The organism is Escherichia sp. E2661 (assembly GCF_004745185.1).
Classification (GTDB): Bacteria; Pseudomonadota; Gammaproteobacteria; order Enterobacterales; family Enterobacteriaceae; genus Escherichia.
The window spans coordinates 1-19211 of sequence record NZ_PDIG01000006.1 but is presented as its reverse complement, the minus strand read 5'-3'; the positions used below and the strand labels follow the sequence as shown (position 1 = coordinate 19211).

The following is a 19211-nucleotide window of genomic DNA, read 5'->3' as shown; positions in this document are numbered from 1 at the left end:
AGGACGCGCAAATGTTATCTGTAGTTAAACCTCTTCAGGAATTTGGTAAGCTCGATAAATGTTTGTCCAGATACGGCACGCGCTTCGAGTTTAATAATGAAAAACAAGTCATATTCTCCAGTGATGTAAACAGCGAAGACACATTCGTTATTTTAGAAGGTGTTATCTCTCTCCGTAGAGAAGAAAATGTACTTATCGGTATTACGCAAGCCCCCTATATTATGGGACTGGCTGATGGTTTAATGAAAAATGATATACCATACAAATTAATATCAGAAGGAAACTGTACGGGATATCATCTACCAGCCAAACAAACCATTACTCTTATTGAACAAAATCAACTCTGGCGCGACGCTTTTTACTGGTTAGCCTGGCAAAATAAAATCCTGGAATTACGCGACGTTCAGCTCATTGGGCATAATTCCTACGAGCAAATCCGTGCGACGTTATTATCAATGATTGATTGGAATGATGAATTACGATCACGCATTGGCGTAATGAATTATATCCATCAACGTACACGCATATCACGTTCCGTCGTGGCAGAAGTTCTTGCGGCTTTACGCAAGGGCGGCTATATCGAAATGAATAAAGGCAAACTGGTCGCTATCAACCGTTTGCCTTCAGAGTATTAATCAGGACGCGGGAATGACCATCGGTTTATTCCCGCTAAGTTCGGTCACCAAATCATTGATGCCATCGCTCATATTTTTAAACCGTGTTAATGGTGAGCGGGTCACGACCACAAACGCACCGATATTTTTTTGCGGGATCATCGCCATATAGGTAATGAAACCACCGCCACCACCGGTCTTCTGAATAATACCCGGACGTCCATCCTTCGGTGCCATATACACCCAGCCTAAACCGAGTGCATCCGCTCTGCCTGGCACATCCATGCCAATCACTTTCGTAAACTGTGCACGCTGATAAATCAGCGTCTGCATGCGATCCGCCTGGTTACTACGCTGATAAAAATCAGAAGACAAATATTGCTGCATCCAGCGCATCATATCGCCAGGTGTGGAATAAACGCCGCCGCTGCCAATGGCCGCCAGCGTATTGTTACACGGACTGGCACCGCGTTCTGCAACCATCAAACGGCGGCACTGGTCCGGTGATGGTGTGTAGGTGGTGTCTTTCATCCCCAGCGGACGGGTAATTTGCTCTTCAAACAATTGGGTATAAGGCTTGCCGGATGCATTCGCCAGCGCATCCGCCAGCAGGTCGAACGCAAGGTTGGAGTACGCGGCCTGGCTGCCTGGCGCGGCTTTTAGCTTCGCCGTAGAAAGATATTTCCAGCGTTGCTCTCGCGTCGGCCAGACAAACACCGGACGATTTGCCGCGCCGCCGGGCTGTTCACGGGGCAGGGCGCTGGTGTGGGTTGCCAGATTCACCAATGTGATGGGGGCTCCGTTGTAAGTTGGCACGCGTGCGCCTGGCGGGGCATATTTACTCAGTGGATCGTTTAACTTCACTGTCCCCTGGTCCAGCAATTTCACCAGCATCTCACTGGTCATCAACTTGGTGAGCGAAGCAATACGTACTACTGAATCCAACTGCGGGCGAACGTTATTACCAGGGCGAGTTTCGCCATAACTGCGAAAGACACGCTGATTACCGTCGATAACGACCAGCGCCATCCCGGTGGCACCGCTGCCGTAAAAAATATGATCGGCATAGCGATCAACAATATCAGAGGCGAATTCAGGTTCGGCGATAGGTTGCGCCGCGTGGACAGAGGTCAATGACGCCGCACACAGCACGGCAGAAAAAAGCAGACTACGTTTCAACGGTGGTGTCCATAAATTAAATGAAGGTAACTGAGCGTATTTATACTACTCGTTGATGGATTGCAAAGCGCAAATTAGTGCAATAATAGTGTTAAAAACGTAACGGCGCGTAAACACGATCTTTTTCCTGCTCACCAATGTCTGCATTTGTGATCCTGTTCGTGTTAATGCGCTTATGTAAACAATCCTTTGTTTGTGAAATCCGTCGAAACAATTCTTCCCGTCAGGAGGACGAACTAAGCGCCCCGCGGCTGGTCACAATGGGCGGTTTCATTTGGCTGATTCTTTGAAGCGGCCATGCGGTTAATACACAGCAGTTGCTAAAACGATAAGAAGCTAGCAGGAGAGCATATGTTTAAGTCTTTTTTCCCAAAACCGGGAGCCTTTTTTCTCTCGGCCTTTGTTTGGGCATTGATTGCCGTCATCTTCTGGCAAGCGGGAGGCGGTGACTGGGTTGCCCGCATCACCGGGGCCTCTGGGCAGATCCCGATTAGCGCCGCCCGTTTCTGGTCGTTAGACTTCCTGGTTTTTTACGCTTATTACATTGTTTGCGTAGGTCTTTTCGCGCTGTTCTGGTTTATCTACAGCCCACATCGTTGGCAATACTGGTCAATACTCGGCACTGCGCTAATTATCTTCGTGACCTGGTTTCTGGTGGAAGTTGGGGTTGCAGTCAACGCCTGGTATGCACCGTTTTATGACCTGATTCAAACCGCGCTCAGTTCGCCGCATAAAGTGACCATCGAACAGTTTTATCGCGAGGTGGGCGTCTTTCTGGGGATAGCACTGATCGCGGTGGTTATCAGTGTGTTGAACAATTTCTTTGTCAGCCACTATGTGTTTCGCTGGCGTACGGCGATGAACGAATACTACATGGCGAACTGGCAGCAACTGCGCCATATCGAAGGGGCCGCGCAGCGTGTGCAGGAAGACACCATGCGTTTTGCTTCAACGCTTGAGAATATGGGCGTCAGCTTTATTAACGCCATCATGACGCTGATCGCCTTCTTGCCGGTGTTGGTGACGCTCTCCGCGCACGTGCCAGAGTTGCCGATTGTGGGGCACATTCCGTATGGTTTGGTGATTGCTGCGATTATCTGGTCGCTGATGGGGACCGGATTACTGGCGGTTGTGGGGATCAAACTGCCGGGACTTGAGTTTAAAAACCAGCGAGTAGAAGCAGCTTACCGTAAAGAGCTGGTCTATGGTGAAGACGACGCCACGCGTGCGACACCGCCAACGGTGCGCGAGTTGTTCAGCGCGGTACGGAAGAACTATTTCCGCCTCTATTTTCACTATATGTATTTCAACATCGCCCGCATTCTCTACCTGCAGGTCGATAACGTTTTCGGTTTGTTCTTGCTGTTTCCGTCGATTGTTGCCGGTACGATTACGCTCGGCCTGATGACCCAAATAACCAACGTTTTTGGTCAGGTTCGCGGCGCTTTCCAGTATCTGATTAACTCATGGACCACGCTGGTCGAGTTGATGTCGATCTACAAACGTCTGCGCAGCTTTGAACATGAACTGGATAATGACAAAATTCAGGAAGTAACCCATACATTGAGTTAAAAAGGAGAAGTAATGTCGCGAGTCAATCATCTGTCTTCGCTTTCATTGTTGGCGGTTCTGGTTTTAGCGGGGTGTAGCAGTCAGGCGCCACAGCCGTTGAAAAAGGGCGAAAAAGCGATAGATGTGGCGAGCGTGGTGCGGCAGAAGTTACCCGCCAGCGTAAAAGACCGCGATGCCTGGGCGAAAGATCTTGCCACCACTTTTGAAAGCCAGGGGCTGGCACCGACACTGGAAAATGTCTGCTCGGTGCTGGCGGTGGCGCAGCAGGAGTCAAATTATCAGGCAGATCCGGTCGTTCCTGGATTAAGTAAAATCGCCTGGCAAGAGATTGACCGCCGCGCCGAACGGATGCACATTCCTGCTTTTCTGGTTCATACCGCGCTAAAAATCAAATCGCCAAATGGTAAAAGCTACAGCGAACGGTTAGATTCCGTGCGCACGGAAAAGCAGCTGAGTGCAATTTTTGACGATCTGATCAGCATGGTGCCGATGGGGCAGACGCTGTTTGGTTCGCTTAACCCGGTGCGCACCGGTGGGCCGATGCAGGTCAGCATTGCTTTTGCCGAACAGCATACCAGGGGGTATCCGTGGAAAATGGACGGTACGGTACGTCAGGAGGTCTTCAGTCGTCGCGGCGGATTATGGTTCGGGACTTACCATTTACTCAATTATCCTGCCAGCTATAGCGCGCCGATTTTCCGTTTCGCCGATTTTAATGCCGGTTGGTACGCCAGTCGTAATGCCGCGTTTCAGAATGCAGTCAGCAAAGCCAGCGGCGTGAAGCTGGCGCTGGATGGTGATTTGATTCGTTATGACAGTAAAGAGCCGGGTAAAACAGAACTGGCGACGCGTAAGCTGGCGGACAAACTGGGAATGAGCGATAGCGAAATTCGTCGTCAGCTCGAGAAAGGGGATAGTTTCTCTTTTGAAGAGACGGCGTTGTATAAGAAGGTTTATCAACTCGCCGAAGCGAAAACGGGTAAATCGCTACCGCGTGAAATGTTGCCCGGTATTCAACTGGAAAGCCCGAAAATCACCCGTAACCTTACCACCGCATGGTTTGCGAAGCGCGTCGATGAAAGACGAGCGCGTTGTATGAAGCCGTGACCAATAGGTAATCGTAGGCCAGATGTTTACGTCGCATCTGGCAAAATAAATCTTACTGGCGGCGATGTCGCCAGTGCAGCCACACCGCAACCACCGCAAAGATGAAGCAGCCAACCAAAAACGGGATCAGCCCGAAAATGGTGCCGACTCCCAGACCAATTTCTACCCGTGGGCGGCCTGTCTCCTGGACCTGCATTAAATGCTCATAGACACCTGGCGCATGCACCAACAAATTCAGCAATTGCGCTCCAGCCCAAAAGCAAAACAGCACAAACAATGCATAGGCAATGTTGCCAGGCGTTGAAGAGGCATCGCGATATTTTCCGCTAAACAGCGATTTTGACAGGGTGAAATCAGCCATAAAAACCTCCGGAAGTCATCTGCTTCTCTTCTGGTGTGATACCAGCGGCTTATGGCAAGTCTGACAGGTCATTGGGATTGTCAATATCAGAATCATGGTAAATTGATGTTGGGAATATTCCCGAAGCGAGAATCTTCGTCATGAGTCACAAAATTGCAACCTTAAGTTAAATTTCTTAACAGTCCTGGAAATGCTGTCTACACCACAGACGGATGTTGCAGAATATGCAAGGATGTTGTTTTTCGTTAACGGAGCTGCCATGAATCTGCCTGTAAAAATCCGCCGCGACTGGCATTACTATGCGTTCGCCATTGGCCTTATATTCATTCTTAATGGCGTAGTGGGGTTGCTGGGGTTTGAAGCTAAAGGTTGGCAGACCTATGCCGTCGGTCTGGTGACGTGGGTGATGAGTTTCTGGCTGGCGGGGCTGATTATTCGTCGTCGCGATGACGATACTGAAAACGCCCAATAACAGAAGATTGGGCGTTCTGGAGTGCTGGCAAAGTGCTCGTTGTTTATGCCGGATGCGGCGTAAACGCCTTGTCCTGTCTACAAAATCGTGCAAAATCAGTATATTGCAATTATCTGGTAGGCCTGGTAAGCGAAGCGCATCAGGCAATCTTACGTTTGCCATCAGCCTGAAATGCCCAACAAAAAGTTATTGGGCATCCAAAAATCACATGGTGGTTTTCAATGCGTTATCCGCTGCGTGACGCTCCAGCGCCAGCTCAATCAAACGCGTGATCAGGTCGGTGTAGCCCAGGCCACTGGCTTGCCACAGCTTCGGATACATACTGATGTTGGTAAAGCCTGGCAGCGTGTTGATCTCGTTGATCACCACCTCGTTTTCCGGCGTTAAAAAGACGTCTACACGCGCCATGCCAGCACATCCCAACGCCTGGTAAGCCTGAACGGCAATCGCCCGAATTTTATCGTTGATTTCCGGCGCGATGTCCGCCGGAACCACCACTTTCGCGCCATCTTCGTCAATGTACTTGGTGTCGTAGGCGTAGAAATCGCTGGTCAGTACGATCTCGCCACAGGTACTGGCTTGCGGATTGTCATTACCCAGAACCGCACATTCGATCTCACGACCTTTGATCCCTTGCTCAACGATCACCTTGTGATCGAATTCGAACGCCAGATCGACAGCAAGGGCATACTGCTCTTCGCTGGTCACTTTGCTGACGCCAACAGAGGAACCCTGATTAGCTGGTTTTACAAACAGCGGCAACCCAAGTTTAGACTTCACTTCGGCGAAGCTGATTTTGTGGCGATTGGCGCGTGTCAGGGTAATAAATGGCGCGATGTTCAATCCAGCGTCACGCAGCAGACGTTTGGTGACGTCTTTATCCATGCATGCAGCAGAAGCCAGAACATCGGAACCGACAAACGGTAGATTGGCGACCCGCAGCATTCCCTGCAAGGAACCATCTTCACCCAACGTACCGTGGACAATTGGGAAAATGACATCCACCGTCGGCAACGGCTGGCCGTTCTGCGCATCAATAAGTTGCTGTTCATGTTTACCCGGCACCTGCGCGAGACTGGTGGCCGAAGGGCGCAGCGCAATATGGGCAGGATCGTCTGCGTTCAGCAAATAATTGCTGGCATCGCTGACGTGCCATTGCCCTTGTTTATCAATGCCCAGCAGCACAACGTCAAAGCGACTTTTATCAATGGCATCGACAATGTTTTTTGCCGATTGCAGAGACACTTCATGTTCTGCTGACTTTCCACCAAAAACGATTCCTACCCGCAGTTTTTCCATCTTAAAAACCTATCCCGTAGAACACAAAGAGCATACATTACCACGACAAAACGGGGGATTCGCGGCCTTCTGACAGTTTGTTGCAATCTTCTGCTGATAAACCGTGCAGCTTGCGGGGGAAGATTCATCGCTGACTAAATTATGTGCGTAAGATCACAAAAATGATGAACGGGAAACTAATTTATTCCTGGTGTGAATTGCTGCCCGGATGGTTATTATACGTAATAATAAGTTAACCAAGAGGATATATTCCATAACTTTTTATTATAAAAAACATTAATAATTGTATACCTATATTTTATGTGTGGAATTATTTAAAAATAGAGAAACGTTTCGCTGATAAATGTGAAAAAAATATTTGCTAAAATTATTTCCTCTGTCATAAAAATACTACATCAAGACTCTATGCAGTTGTGAAACATAATGTTAACTTCTCCATACTTTGGATAAGGAAATACAGATATGAAAAATCTCATTGCTGAGTTGTTATTTAAGCTTGCCCAAAAGGAAGAGGAGTCGAAAGAATTGTGTGCGCAGGTCGAAGCACTAGAGATTATCGTTACTGCGATGCTTCGCAATATGGCGCAAAATGACCAACAGCGGTTGATTGATCAGGTTGAAGGGGCGCTATACTCGGTAAAGCCCGATGCCAGCATTCCTGATGACGATACGGAGCTGCTGCGCGATTACGTAAAGAAGTTATTGAGGCATCCTCGTCAGTAAAAAGTTAAGCCCTCCAACCGTTGTCATAATGCTGTCATGCCAGAGACTTATAGTCGCTTTGTTTTTATTTTTTAATGTATTTGTACATGGAGAAAATAAAGTGAAACAAAGCACTATTGCGCTGGCTCTCTTGCCGTTACTGTTTACCCCTGTTACTAAAGCCCGGACCCCAGAGATGCCAATTCTGGAAAACCGGGCGGCACAGGGGGATATTACCGCGCCTGGCGGCGCTCGCCGATTAACGAGCGATCAGACCGCTGCCTTACGCGATTCTCTTAGCGATAAACCCGCGAAAAATATTATTTTATTGATTGGTGATGGGATGGGGGATTCGGAAATCACTGCCGCACGCAATTATGCTGAAGGCGCGGGCGGTTTTTTTAAAGGGATCGATGCCTTGCCGCTTACCGGACAATACACCCATTATGCGCTGGATAAAAAAACCGGAAAACCAGACTACGTGACCGACTCCGCAGCGTCAGCAACGGCCTGGTCAACTGGCGTCAAAACGTATAACGGCGCGCTGGGTGTCGATATTCATGAAAAAGATCATCCAACGATTCTGGAATTGGCAAAAGCCGCAGGGCTGGCGACCGGCAACGTTTCAACGGCTGAAATACAGGATGCCACTCCCGCCGCGCTAGTGGCGCATGTGACCTCGCGCAAATGCTATGGCCCGAGCGTTACCAGCGAAAAATGCCCGAGCAACGCGCTGGAAAAAGGTGGAAAAGGATCGATTACTGAACAACTGCTTAACGCCCGTGCCGATGTTACGCTTGGCGGCGGCGCAAAAACTTTTGCTGAAACGGCAACCGCCGGTGAATGGCAGGGAAAAACGCTGCGTGAACAGGCACAGGCGCGTGGTTATCAGTTAGTCAGCGATACCGCATCGCTGAATGCGGTGACGGAAGCGAACCAGCAAAAACCCCTGCTTGGGCTGTTTGCTGACGGCAATATGCCAGTGCGCTGGCAAGGACCGAAAGCAACGTACCACGGTAATATCGATAAGCCCGCAGTCACCTGTACCCCGAATCCGCAACGCAATGACAGTGTGCCTACGCTGGCGCAGATGACCGATAAAGCCATTGAACTACTGAGCAAAAATGAGAAAGGATTCTTCCTGCAAGTTGAAGGTGCGTCGATCGATAAACAGGATCACGCCGCGAATCCTTGTGGCCAAATTGGCGAGACGGTCGATCTCGATGAAGCCGTACAGCGGGCGCTGGAATTTGCCAAAAAGGATGGCAACACACTGGTGGTGGTCACCGCTGACCACGCCCACGCCAGCCAGATTGTCGCGCCAGATACCAAAGCGCCGGGTCTGACTCAGGCGTTAAACACCAAAGATGGCGCAGTGATGGTGATGAGTTACGGGAATTCCGAAGAGGATTCACAAGAGCATACCGGTAGCCAGTTGCGTATTGCTGCATATGGTCCGCAGGCTGCGAATGTGGTTGGTTTGACCGATCAGACCGATCTCTTCTACACCATGAAAGCTGCACTGGGGCTGAAATAACACCGAACCCGGCGGCTAATTTTGGCTGTCGGGTGGTTTTTTTGCTGTTAGCAACCAGACTTAAAAGCAGATCAAGGGCGCAAACGCTCCTGGTTAAAATGTGAAGAGGGATGGTGCTATGAAAATAACATTACTGGTTACCCTGCTATTCGGCCTGGTTTTTTTAACCACTGTCGGCGCTGCCGAGAGAACGTTAACCCCACAACAACAGCGTATGACCTCCTGTAATCAACAGGCGACAGCGCAGGCGTTGAAAGGGGATGCCCGTAAGACATACATGAGTGATTGCCTGAAGAACAGCAAATCTGCGCCTGGTGAAAAGAGTTTGACACCGCAGCAGCAGAAGATGCGCGAATGTAATAGTCAGGCGACGCAGCAATCTCTGAAAGGTGATGATCGTAATAAGTTTATGAGTACCTGCCTCAAGAAAGCCGCGTAATACCTATAGTGCTAACGGGTGAGTTAAGAAAATGGCTCACCCGAAATATCATACTCCCGCCTTTCGCCCCATCTCTATAATTTGGGAAAATTGTTTCTGAATGTTCCCAAAAATAATGAATGATGAAAATTTTTACAAAAAAGCGGCGGCACACGGGGAGATACCACCAATAACTCCTCAAAACGAACATCAGCGATCCGGGCTGCGCTTCGCCCGTCGCGTCAGACTACCGCGGGCGGTAGGACTGGCTGGGATGTTCTTACCAATCGCCTCGACGTTGGTTTCGCACCCGCTGTCAGGCTGGTGGTGGCTGGTGTTGGTTGGCTGGGCATTTGTCTGGCCGCATTTAGCCTGGCAGTTGGCTAGCAGGGCCGTTGATCCGCTTGGCCGGGAAATATACAACTTAAAAACTGATGCAGTGTTAGCCGGTATGTGGGTAGGCGTGATGGGCGTAAACGTGCTGCCTTCGATCGCAATGCTGATGATTATGTGCCTGAATTTGATGGGGGCAGGCGGCCCCCGTCTGTTTGTCGCCGGTTTGGTGTTGATGGTCGTTTCCTGCCTTGTCACACTCGAACTCACGGGGATCACTGTGTCGCTCAAGAGTGCGCCGCTGGAATGGTGGCTCTCCCTTCCCATTATCGTCATTTATCCTCTGCTGTTTGGCTGGGTTAGCTACCAGACAGCGACCAAACTGGCTGAACATAAACGACGATTGCAGGTCATGAGTACCCGCGACGGCATGACGGGCGTTTACAACCGGCGTCACTGGGAAATCATGCTACGTAATGAGTTTGATAACTGTCGCCGACACAATCGCGATGCGACGCTATTGATTATTGATATCGACCATTTTAAGAGTATCAACGATACATGGGGTCACGATGTGGGTGATGAAGCCATCGTTGCCCTTACCCGACAGTTACAAATTACCCTGCGTGGCAGCGATGTGATTGGTCGTTTTGGTGGTGATGAATTTGCGGTAATTATGTCAGGTACGCCAGCCGAAAACGCCATTACCGCTATGTTACGTGTGCATGAAGGATTAAATGCATTACGCCTGCCAAATACGCCGCAGGTGATATTACGGATAAGCGTCGGTATCGCGCCGCTGAATCCGCAAATGAGTCACTACCGTGAGTGGCTGAAATCGGCTGATATGGCGCTCTACAAAGCAAAGAGAGCCGGACGTAACCGTACTGAAGTGGCGGCCTGACGTCCGGTGAGAGTCATCAGGACTTGCTAAGTTTTTCTGATATTTTCCATACACTTCGTCATCGCTTCGATTACCGCGGAACGGAATCCTTTCTCTTCCAGAACGCGTACCGCTTCAATGGTTGTGCCTCCTGGTGAGCAGACCATATCTTTCAAGGCGCCCGGATGTTCGCCGGTTTCCAGCACCATTTTCGCGGAGCCCATTACCGCCTGGGCGGCAAACTTGTAGGCTTGCGCGCGTGGCATCCCGCCCAGCACGGCGGCGTCGGCCATCGCTTCGATAAACATAAAGACATAGGCTGGTGAAGAACCGCTCACGCCAACCACTGGGTGGATCATCGGCTCAGCAATGACTTCCGCCTCGCCAAAGCAGCGGAAAATATTCAGCACATCGGCAGTATCTTCAGGAGTGACCAACGCGTTTGGCGTTACGGATGTCATCCCGGCGTTGACCAACGCGGGGGTATTCGGCATGGCGCGGATAATTTTCCGGTCGTGACCCAGCGCCCGGGCAAGTTGGTCGAGCGTAACGCCCGCGGCGATAGAAACCACCAGAGAGTCTTTATTCAGACTGGAAGTGATTTCGCTAAGGACTTTAATCATGATGCCCGGTTTGACGGCAGCAAAGACGATATCGGTAATTTGCGCCACTTCCTGTGCCGATTCTGCGGCGTTGATACCAAACTGTTCATGTAAGGCGGCAACTTTATCCGGGGAGGGGGTATACACCCAGATTTGCCCTGGAAGGACCTGACCGCTGGCAATCAGACCGCCGAGAATGGCTTTTCCCATATTGCCGCAGCCAATAAAACCGATTTTCTTTTCCATTGCACACTCCTGCCGTGAATTCATTATTTTGAAAAGCGCCTGGTCAGAAGCATAAACAGAACTATGCCGGAAGGCAAAAGCGCGACACAATAGAAGATTACCCAACAGAGGATAGCCTTATGACAATATGGGTGGACGCCGATGCGTGTCCCAATGTAATTAAAGAGATTCTGTATCGCGCGGCAGAACGTATGCAGATGCCGCTGGTGTTGGTGGCAAATCAGAGTTTACGCGTGCCGCCATCGCGGTTTATTCGCACGCTGCGCGTCGCGGCAGGTTTTGACGTGGCCGATAATGAAATTGTACGTCAGTGTGAGGCGGGCGATTTGGTGATAACCGCAGATATTCCTTTGGCAGCTGAAGCCATCGAGAAAGGTGCGGCAGCGCTTAATCCGCGTGGCGAACGGTACACACCTGCGACTATTCGTGAACGTCTGACGATGCGCGATTTTATGGATACCCTTAGAGCCAGCGGGATCCAGACCGGAGGGCCAGATAGCCTTTCGCAACGTGACCGCCAGGCATTTGCGGCTGAACTTGAAAAATGGTGGCTGGAAGTTCAGCGTAACCGTTCGTAAATGTAATTTATTATTTACACTTCTTTCTTAATCATTTCTTGTTATAGTAAGGAATGTATTGAAGTTCACTCCTTAAGTGGAATTATTTCTTTACAATCGAAATTGTACTAGTTTGATGGTATGATCGTTATTCTTACGAAACCGGCTTTCGCCGCATTGCGACCTTTTGGGGAAAACCCACGATGACACAACCTCTTTTTCTGATCGGGCCTCGGGGCTGTGGTAAAACAACGGTCGGAATGGCCCTTGCCGATTCGCTCAACTGTCGGTTTGTTGATACCGACCAATGGTTGCAATCACAACTCAATATGACGGTAGCAGAGATCGTCGAAAGGGAAGAGTGGGCAGGATTTCGCGCGAGGGAGAGCGCCGCTCTGGAAGCAGTAACTGCACCATCCACCGTTATCGCGACGGGCGGCGGTATTATTCTGACGGAATTTAATCGCCACTACATGCGTAATAACGGGATTGTGGTTTACTTGTGCGCGCCGGTGTCAGTGCTGGTAAATCGTCTGCAAGCAGCGCCAGAAGAGGATTTACGGCCAACACTCACAGGAAAACCGTTAAGTGAAGAAGTTCAGGAAGTGCTGGAAGAACGCGATGCATTATATCGTGAAGTTGCGCATATTATCGTCGATGCTAACAACGAACCCAGTCAGGTGATCTCTGAAATTCGAACCGCTTTGGCACAAACGGCAAACTGTCATTGTCCTGGCACCTATACTTAATGTTCATCCCGTGAAATAAGGAAGAACAATGCCAACGAAACCGCCTTATCCCCGAGAAGCCAGAATTGTTACGGTAGAAAAAGGCCAGCAAGGACAGACTGTGACCTGGTATCAGCTGCGAGCCGATCATCCCAAACCAGACTCTTTGATCAGCGAACATCCTACGGCCCAGGAGGCGATGGATGCTAAAAAACGCTATGAGGATCCTGATAAAGAGTGACCGCATCAGACTGCTCGGAAGGGACTCTGAGTGCTATTACAACGGACCTGCATCACACTTTTCACAATTCATGTTTTTCAAATAATTAGAATATTAAACAATAACAATCCATTACTGGAACTATTGGGAATCTTTACATTATGCCGTGCGCGTCTGCTGCTACGCTTTTTTTGCATTTGTAGCATCGGCAAGCGCCCGCTGTGGTGCTTAGTATTTGCCCGGTAATTAACGACGAAAAAGAAAGGTGGAAGACAATGAGCGCGTCGTTGGCGATTCTGACCATCGGCATTGTACCAATGCATGAAGTTTGCCGCTTCTGACGGAGTACATTGACGAAAACAATATTTCCCATCATAGCCTGCTGGGGAAATTAAGCCGCGAAGAGGTGATGGCGGAGTATGCGCCAGAAGCAGGCGAAGAAACTATTCTTACATTATTAAATGACAACCAGCTGGCCCACGTTTCACGCCGTAAAATGGAGCGTGATCTACAAAGCGTGATTGAGGTACTCGATAATCAGGATTATGACGTTATTTTGCTAATGAGTACGGCCAACATTAGCAATATGACAGCGCGAAATACGATCTTCCTCGAGCCTTTGCGCATTCTCCCACCGCTGGTTTCCTCCATTGTTGAAGGTCACCAGGTCGGTGTTATTGTACCAGTAGAAGAGCTTTTGGCCGTTCAGGCGCAAAAATGGCAAATTTTGCAGAGAACACCACTATTTTCGCTGGGAAATCCCATTCACGATTCTGAGCAGAAAATCGTTGATGCCGGGAAAGAATTGCTGGCGAATGGGGCGGATGTCATCATGCTGGATTGTTTAGGATTTAATCAGCGTCATCGCGATTTACTGCAAAAAAAGCTCGATGTACCTGTTTTGCTCTCTAACGTATTGATTGCAAGGCTGGCGGCGGAATTGCTGGTGTAATTTTACGTGACAGTTAGCACCTTTGGCCCCTATAGTGAAGAAGATGTTAAACCACCTGACAGGGCCAGTTTATGCTTCAAAGTAACGAATACTTTTCCGGAAAAGTGAAATCGATCGGCTTTACCAGCAGCGATACTGGCCGCGCCAGCGTCGGTGTGATGGTTGAAGGTGAATACACGTTCAGTACTGCGGAACCCGAAGAGATGACGGTGGTCAGCGGGGCGCTGAATGTTTTGCTGCCTGGCGCTACCGACTGGCGCGTGTATGAAGCTGGTGAAGTATTTAATGTTCCAGGCCACAGCGAGTTCCATCTGCAAGTTGCCGAACCGACCTCCTATCTGTGCCGCTATCTGTAATATCGCGCCTTCCCGTCTGAATGGGAGGGCATTTTTCTGAAATATTCCTTATTTCACGAATAATAAAATCTCCGTTGCTGCTAATTTTTCTATTTTCGATATATTCATAATCTATCAAGGTTGATATTAATATCAGTGAAGATTATGAATAAAATAAAAATATTGATCATCTGTATGGTTGTATTTATTGCCACCGAAAAATGTTTACGCTGCTGAGTGGATCACTAGCGATGATCTTATTAAGTCAGATTTCCATATCATGACCGCAGAAGAACGTAATGGAGTTAAAGAGGAAACCGATGATAGTATGGAAGCCTCTTATATGCTTAAAAATAACATTCGTTGGTATTATCATAATGGAGATTTATCAATACCCAGTAATTTTAGTAATAAGCATACCCTGGTAATCAAGGGGAATTTAACCATTAATGGTGATTATGATGATTATTCGGCAGGTGATGGTCAACTCATTGTGTTGGGCAATGTGATTGTCGATAACTTTATTAATCATGATTTCGCATACGTCAAAGGTGAGATGCAAGCGAAAGGTTTAGTCTATGCTGATTATAATGATCATAACTTTGAAGTAATGAAAGGTATTACGGCTCGCGGAATTATTGTTTCAGACAAGGCGACGCAATTTGAGGTTAATAACGCTGAGTTTTATATCAACGAAGATACCAGCAATGAAAATTATGACTGGGATGCGAATATTCGAAAAGCGTATTCGCTGTTTGAGCCCGATCTCTATGGGATTACTGAAATTGAAACCGACAATGTTTTAAATGCCTATCCTGATTATGACAGCGTAGCGGCCAGTATTGTCCAGGGATTGCCGTTGTTTCGCGATAAACCTGTATCGGGGTTAAGTGAAAAATTGCAGTGGATTGAACAGGGCAAGGTCGAAAAATTTGCGGCAGGCAACGTTAAGCATGAAGATCCGCTGGTGGCGCGTTTTCTGACTCGCATGGAGAGTCTGCCAACCGATGTTATGCTGCAATTGCTACAGCATCCTGATGACCAGACACGAGAATATATGGCGCAGCGTTGGCCCGCCAGGCAAATGCATTTACTCACCGCACCTTTTATTAAAGACCAGGCAGTGGCGAAAGGACTGATTAAAAACAGCGATATTTCACCAGAAGTGAATGAAAAATTAATGTCGACGCCTGTCGAGAGCGTCCAACTCGAGCAGGCCAGACAGGATAATCTTTCTCCGGAAATCATTGCCCTATTAAGTCAGAGTCCGTTTCCGATTGTGCGTAAGACGTTAGTCAGCCAGTACGATTACGCGTGGCTGGCGCCAGCATCCGTAGTGGATGAGCTGATAAATAGCGATGATGATGAACTACGCGAACGAATTGCTGGTGCCGATTTGACTACACGACAAGCCGTGGCGCTGAGTAACGATCAATCACTTAAGGTCCGTGAAGCCGTAGCTCATGCCCTTGCGGAACTCAAAGTTACGCGACTTTCTGCAAACATGAGTATTCCCGATATTGAACGTATTGCAGATCAAATGTATCTCGATAATAAAGACCATAAAAATATCGTGATGGCATTATTTATTGCTTTACCTGAAGCGCGCCAACTGTCGCTGGCAAAAGAAGATATACAATATTTACGTGAAGGTGCGCGTTATCTGACGTCAACTGAAGTGATTAACTATCTCCTGACACATCATGATAACCCCGCTGTCTGGAATGAATTAGCACACGATAAACTGCTGCCGTTGGAATATAAGAAAAAAATTGTGGCAGCGCACATTGCAATTAATGATGAGCAAACGGCAAGAAGATCAGGAGCAGGCGTATGATATACAACTGGAACTGATTGATAATGGCATGGTAGATGAAGCAATGCTCAATGACGCCATCGATTTGCTGCCTGATTTACCGGCTGAATATCGTTACCGGATGCGCAATCAGTTATTTGATAAAAATGATTTACCCTCAGAGATTATTACCCGTCTTGATAAGCAATATCGCTTTAATGCTGACTGGGCGCTGTCTGTTACAGACATGACAAATAGTAATCGTAGGCAGTGTGATAGAGGATTACGTCGCTGGAATGATGATGATAGCGTTATTTTAATCGAGCTGGATAAGCTGACAGATAAGCCTGATGACGAGTTTTGGCTGGCATTACTGCAAAGTCGGCATGAACAATTACGTAAAACGGCGTTGATTAATGCGCATACGCCGACTTCCGCATTCACAGCATTGGTTACACCGCAGGATCGTCAGGGAGCGATTGCCAATCCGCAACTGCCTGCTGAGGTGAAAACGGCGTGGTTAAAAGAGGATCCGTCATTACTGTTATTTGCCGATCATCCGGATCCACAACAATTACGTGAATTAGTTAAAACCGGATCGACACGGCAAATTCGCAGTGAAGCGCGCAATAAGCTTGAGGAATTAAAATGAGGTCACGGCCCTGGAGTAAATTACAGCGGGAAATCTATGATTTACTGACGCCGACCATCAATCTGCAAATTCACTGTACCCGTTATCCAATGCGCAGCCAAAATGGTGGAAGCACCGATTTGCCGCGTTACTGGATCACTCTGGATCAAGATGTTATCTGGGATTACCCAAAAGATTTTGTCGCGGGTGATCATGGGGTGCGAAATTTTCACGGCGAAACTTGCTGGTATCCTTACCTGACGGATATTTGTTCAATTTCTGATTTATTGCGTGAATATATTGATACCCCAAAAGCGGAGCTGTTAACGAAACAGTTTGCCAGCGATAAATGGGGGTTAGTGAATATTCTGCGTGCTGCCGACAGGCGAATCGGGACGAGGCGGTTAGATCAGTTACGGCGTAAAACACACAATATTGCAGCGTTAAAAATCATTACCCGACGTAGCGAATGATTAGATTAATGCCTGGCATGGCTTCGTACGCCGGATAAGACGCACCGAGGCGTCGCATCCGGCATTGAAGGCAAACCAGCTATTAACGTTGCGCTTCGCCACCCAATCCTTCGATCAGGTTTTGAATTAACGCTGCCAGTTCGCCGGTCATCAGGATGAAATCGGCGTCAAAGCGCTGGGCAAAATCTTCGCGGTCGATGTCTTCGTTTTGATCGCGCAGTTCGTCGCAGAACTTCAGGCGCTTGAGCGAACCATCGTCGCACATCACAAACTGAACGCGCTGCTGCCAGTCGAGCGCCAGTTTAGTCACCACTTTTCCGGCTTCAATGTGATTGGTGATCTCTTCGCTGGTCAGATCTTGTTTCTTCGCGCGGATCACGCCGCCATCTTCCAGCAGCGATTTCAGCTCGGCTTCATCAAGCAGCTGGAAGCCCTGTGCCGCGCTACCGGAGCGTACCCATTCGGTCAGCGTCAGTTCAATCGGGTTTTCCATGCTCAATGGCACAACCGGTAACGACCCCAGGCTTTTACGCAGCAGTGCCAGCGTATCTTCCGCTTTTTTGGCGCTGGCGCAGTCCACCATGATCAAACCGTTCACCGTGTCGATCCACATCATGGTTTGGCTGAAACGGCTGAAGGCGCGAGGCAGCAGAGAGTGCAACACTTCATCTTTCAGCGAATCTTTTTCGGTTTTCTTCAGCTTACGTGCTTGCTCAGCTTCCAGTTTGGCGATTTTCGCTTCCAGCGCCTGTTTAATGACCGGAGACGGGAGGATTTTTTCTTCTTTGCGCGCGCAGATAACAATTTGACCATTGGCAACGTGCGTTAACGCATCGCTGTGCGATCCCATCGGAGGAACCCAGCCCATCTTCGCCATATCCTGGCTGCCGCATGGGGTAAATGCCATCGAGGCTAGCTGTTTTTCCATCTCTTCTGCACGCAGCGAAATCTCGCGGCTAAGACGGTAAACCATTAAATTTTTGAACCACAGCATGATAATTTCCACGGCCTTGTCGTTAAATTTAGCGGGCATGATAACGAATTGTCGGCGGCCTTGCATTGCCAATCCGGTTGTCCGTCTCTACGCTATTGATATTGAAAAAAATAAGGAGAGTACCGTGCGTATAGGTATCGATTTAGGCGGCACCAAAACTGAAGTGATTGCACTGGGCGATGCAGGGGAGCAGTTGTACCGTCATCGTCTGCCCACGCCGCGTGATGATTACCGGCAGACCATAGAAACGATCGCCACGTTGGTAGAGATGGCGGAGCAGGCGACAGGGCAGCGTGGAACAGTGGGGATGGGGATCCCAGGCTCGATTTCGCCTTACACCGGAGTGGTGAAAAATGCCAATTCAACCTGGCTTAACGGTCAGCCATTCGATAAAGACTTAAGCGCGCGGTTGCAGCGGGAAGTGCGGCTGGCAAATGACGCCAACTGTCTGGCGGTTTCGGAAGCGGTAGATGGCGCAGCAGCGGGAGCGCAGACGGTATTTGCTGTGATTATCGGCACGGGATGCGGCGCGGGCGTGGCGTTCAATGGTCGGGCACATATCGGTGGCAATGGCACGGCAGGCGAGTGGGGACACAATCCGCTACCGTGGATGGACGAAGACGAACTGCGTTATCGCGAGGAAGTCCCTTGTTATTGCGGTAAACAAGGTTGTATTGAAACCTTTATTTCGGGCACGGGATTCGCGACGGATTATCGTCGTTTGAGCGGACATGCGCTGAAAGGCAGTGAAATTATCCGCCTGGTTGAAGAAAACGATCCGGTGGCTGAGTTGGCATTACGTCGTTATGAGCTACGACTGGCGAAGTCGCTGGCGCATGTGGTGAATATTCTCGACCCGGATGTGATTGTCCTGGGCGGAGGGATGAGCAATGTTGACCGTTTATATCAAACAGTTCCACCGCTGATTAAACAATTTGTCTTCGGTGGCGAATGTGAAACGCCCGTGCGTAAGGCGAAGCATGGGGATTCGAGCGGCGTACGCGGCGCCGCATGGTTATGGTCACAAGAGTAAAAAACCCAGGCAACTGGTGCATCATGCCTGATGCGACGCTTGTCGCGTCTTATCAGGCCTACAAAATAAGCAGCCGTAGNGCGGATAAGGCGCTCGCGCCGCATCCGGCACCGTGCTCAGATGCCTGATGCGACGCTTGCAGCGTCTTATCAGGCCTACAAAATGAGC

At 49.1% G+C, this 19211-nt stretch carries 20 protein-coding genes and 2 pseudogenes; 17 read left to right on the top strand and 5 right to left on the bottom strand.

All coding sequences use genetic code 11. From position 1 onward, the window contains the following. Positions 1–11 precede the first annotated feature (11 nt). Positions 12–635, top strand: a complete 624-nt coding sequence (gene iprA / locus CRI63_RS04900) for a hydrogen peroxide resistance inhibitor IprA (protein WP_135384913.1) — start codon at positions 12–14, stop codon at positions 633–635. Here the strand turns inward: iprA and ampH are convergent, their stop codons facing one another. Then, on the bottom strand, positions 636–1793 hold the full coding sequence (gene ampH / locus CRI63_RS04895) for a D-alanyl-D-alanine-carboxypeptidase/endopeptidase AmpH (RefSeq protein ID WP_130215388.1): 1158 nt from the start codon (positions 1791–1793) through the stop codon (positions 636–638). It abuts the gene before it with no gap. A 351-nt stretch (positions 1794–2144) separates the two neighbouring features. Here ampH and sbmA point away from each other — a divergent pair, with 351 nt between their 5' ends. Next, the gene (gene sbmA / locus CRI63_RS04890; protein ID WP_130223271.1) at positions 2145–3365 is read left to right on the top strand and encodes a peptide antibiotic transporter SbmA; all 1221 of its coding nucleotides are present in this window, start codon (positions 2145–2147) and stop codon (positions 3363–3365) included. A gap of 12 nt (positions 3366–3377) precedes the next feature. Beyond that, positions 3378–4472: a surface-exposed outer membrane lipoprotein YaiW gene (gene yaiW / locus CRI63_RS04885; protein WP_135518673.1), complete on the top strand. Its 1095-nt coding sequence runs from the start codon at positions 3378–3380 to the stop codon at positions 4470–4472. A 52-nt stretch (positions 4473–4524) separates the two neighbouring features. Here the strand turns inward: yaiW and CRI63_RS04880 are convergent, their stop codons facing one another. Beyond that, on the bottom strand, positions 4525–4833 hold the full coding sequence (locus CRI63_RS04880) for a YaiY family protein (protein ID WP_130215394.1): 309 nt from the start codon (positions 4831–4833) through the stop codon (positions 4525–4527). 259 nt (positions 4834–5092) lie between these two features. On the opposite strand from CRI63_RS04880, the gene CRI63_RS04875 reads away from it, so the two are divergent. Further along, a complete protein-coding gene (locus CRI63_RS04875; protein WP_130206179.1) occupies positions 5093–5305 on the top strand; it encodes a DUF2754 domain-containing protein in 213 nt (70 codons plus the stop codon). Positions 5306–5509: 204 nt separating this feature from the next. Here the strand turns inward: CRI63_RS04875 and ddlA are convergent, their stop codons facing one another. Then, positions 5510–6604, bottom strand: coding sequence for a D-alanine--D-alanine ligase (ddlA, locus tag CRI63_RS04870; protein ID WP_130215396.1), 1095 nt, complete (start codon positions 6602–6604; stop codon positions 5510–5512). A gap of 462 nt (positions 6605–7066) precedes the next feature. On the opposite strand from ddlA, the gene iraP reads away from it, so the two are divergent. The 4 genes from iraP to adrA all read left to right on the top strand — a co-directional run bounded on the left by iraP (position 7067) and on the right by adrA (position 10498). Further along, on the top strand, positions 7067–7327 hold the full coding sequence (gene iraP / locus CRI63_RS04865; RefSeq protein ID WP_064527081.1) for an anti-adapter protein IraP: 261 nt from the start codon (positions 7067–7069) through the stop codon (positions 7325–7327). A gap of 100 nt (positions 7328–7427) precedes the next feature. Beyond that, a complete protein-coding gene (gene phoA, locus CRI63_RS04860) occupies positions 7428–8843 on the top strand; it encodes an alkaline phosphatase (RefSeq protein WP_130215400.1) in 1416 nt (471 codons plus the stop codon). 118 nt (positions 8844–8961) lie between these two features. After that, a complete protein-coding gene (gene psiF, locus CRI63_RS04855) occupies positions 8962–9282 on the top strand; it encodes a phosphate starvation-inducible protein PsiF (protein WP_130206185.1) in 321 nt (106 codons plus the stop codon). A 100-nt stretch (positions 9283–9382) separates the two neighbouring features. Continuing rightward, positions 9383–10498 carry a diguanylate cyclase AdrA gene (gene adrA, locus CRI63_RS04850; protein ID WP_135404447.1) on the top strand — a complete coding sequence of 372 codons (1116 nt, stop codon included), beginning with the start codon at positions 9383–9385 and terminating at the stop codon, positions 10496–10498. 16 nt (positions 10499–10514) lie between these two features. Here the strand turns inward: adrA and proC are convergent. Then, a pseudogene (gene proC / locus CRI63_RS04845) lies at positions 10515–11325 on the bottom strand (pyrroline-5-carboxylate reductase). A 119-nt stretch (positions 11326–11444) separates the two neighbouring features. Between proC and CRI63_RS04840 the strand changes: the two are divergent. The 8 genes and pseudogenes from CRI63_RS04840 to CRI63_RS04810 all read left to right on the top strand — a co-directional run bounded on the left by CRI63_RS04840 (position 11445) and on the right by CRI63_RS04810 (position 17016). Beyond that, positions 11445–11903 (top strand): YaiI/YqxD family protein, encoded by a 459-nt coding sequence (locus CRI63_RS04840; RefSeq protein ID WP_130223265.1) that lies wholly within the window; start codon positions 11445–11447, stop codon positions 11901–11903. 182 nt (positions 11904–12085) lie between these two features. Continuing rightward, complete coding sequence (aroL, locus tag CRI63_RS04835) at positions 12086–12631, top strand: shikimate kinase AroL (RefSeq protein ID WP_130223263.1); 546 nt, start codon at positions 12086–12088, stop codon at positions 12629–12631. Between the two features lie 28 nt (positions 12632–12659). Beyond that, positions 12660–12851, top strand: a complete 192-nt coding sequence (gene yaiA, locus CRI63_RS04830; protein WP_130206195.1) for a protein YaiA — start codon at positions 12660–12662, stop codon at positions 12849–12851. A gap of 254 nt (positions 12852–13105) precedes the next feature. Continuing rightward, positions 13106–13782 (top strand): annotated as a pseudogene (locus CRI63_RS04825) (AroM family protein). Between the two features lie 71 nt (positions 13783–13853). Then, positions 13854–14138: a pyrimidine/purine nucleoside phosphorylase gene (ppnP, locus tag CRI63_RS04820; protein ID WP_064527100.1), complete on the top strand. Its 285-nt coding sequence runs from the start codon at positions 13854–13856 to the stop codon at positions 14136–14138. A gap of 259 nt (positions 14139–14397) precedes the next feature. Next, complete coding sequence (locus CRI63_RS04815) at positions 14398–15954, top strand: hypothetical protein (protein ID WP_240782718.1); 1557 nt, start codon at positions 14398–14400, stop codon at positions 15952–15954. Then, a complete protein-coding gene (locus tag CRI63_RS24220; RefSeq protein WP_240782717.1) occupies positions 15914–16564 on the top strand; it encodes a DUF2773 domain-containing protein in 651 nt (216 codons plus the stop codon). The genes CRI63_RS04815 and CRI63_RS24220 overlap by 41 nt, the downstream gene beginning before the upstream one ends. Beyond that, positions 16561–17016 carry a hypothetical protein gene (locus CRI63_RS04810; RefSeq protein WP_135518667.1) on the top strand — a complete coding sequence of 152 codons (456 nt, stop codon included), beginning with the start codon at positions 16561–16563 and terminating at the stop codon, positions 17014–17016. Before CRI63_RS24220 ends, CRI63_RS04810 begins: the two co-directional genes overlap by 4 nt. An 82-nt stretch (positions 17017–17098) precedes the next feature. On the opposite strand, the gene rdgC is transcribed toward CRI63_RS04810, so the two are convergent. Next, positions 17099–18010, bottom strand: coding sequence for a recombination-associated protein RdgC (gene rdgC, locus CRI63_RS04805; RefSeq protein WP_130206205.1), 912 nt, complete (start codon positions 18008–18010; stop codon positions 17099–17101). 124 nt (positions 18011–18134) lie between these two features. On the opposite strand from rdgC, the gene mak reads away from it, so the two are divergent. Further along, complete coding sequence (gene mak / locus CRI63_RS04800; protein WP_135518666.1) at positions 18135–19043, top strand: fructokinase; 909 nt, start codon at positions 18135–18137, stop codon at positions 19041–19043. The last annotated feature ends 168 nt before the right edge of the window (positions 19044–19211 follow it).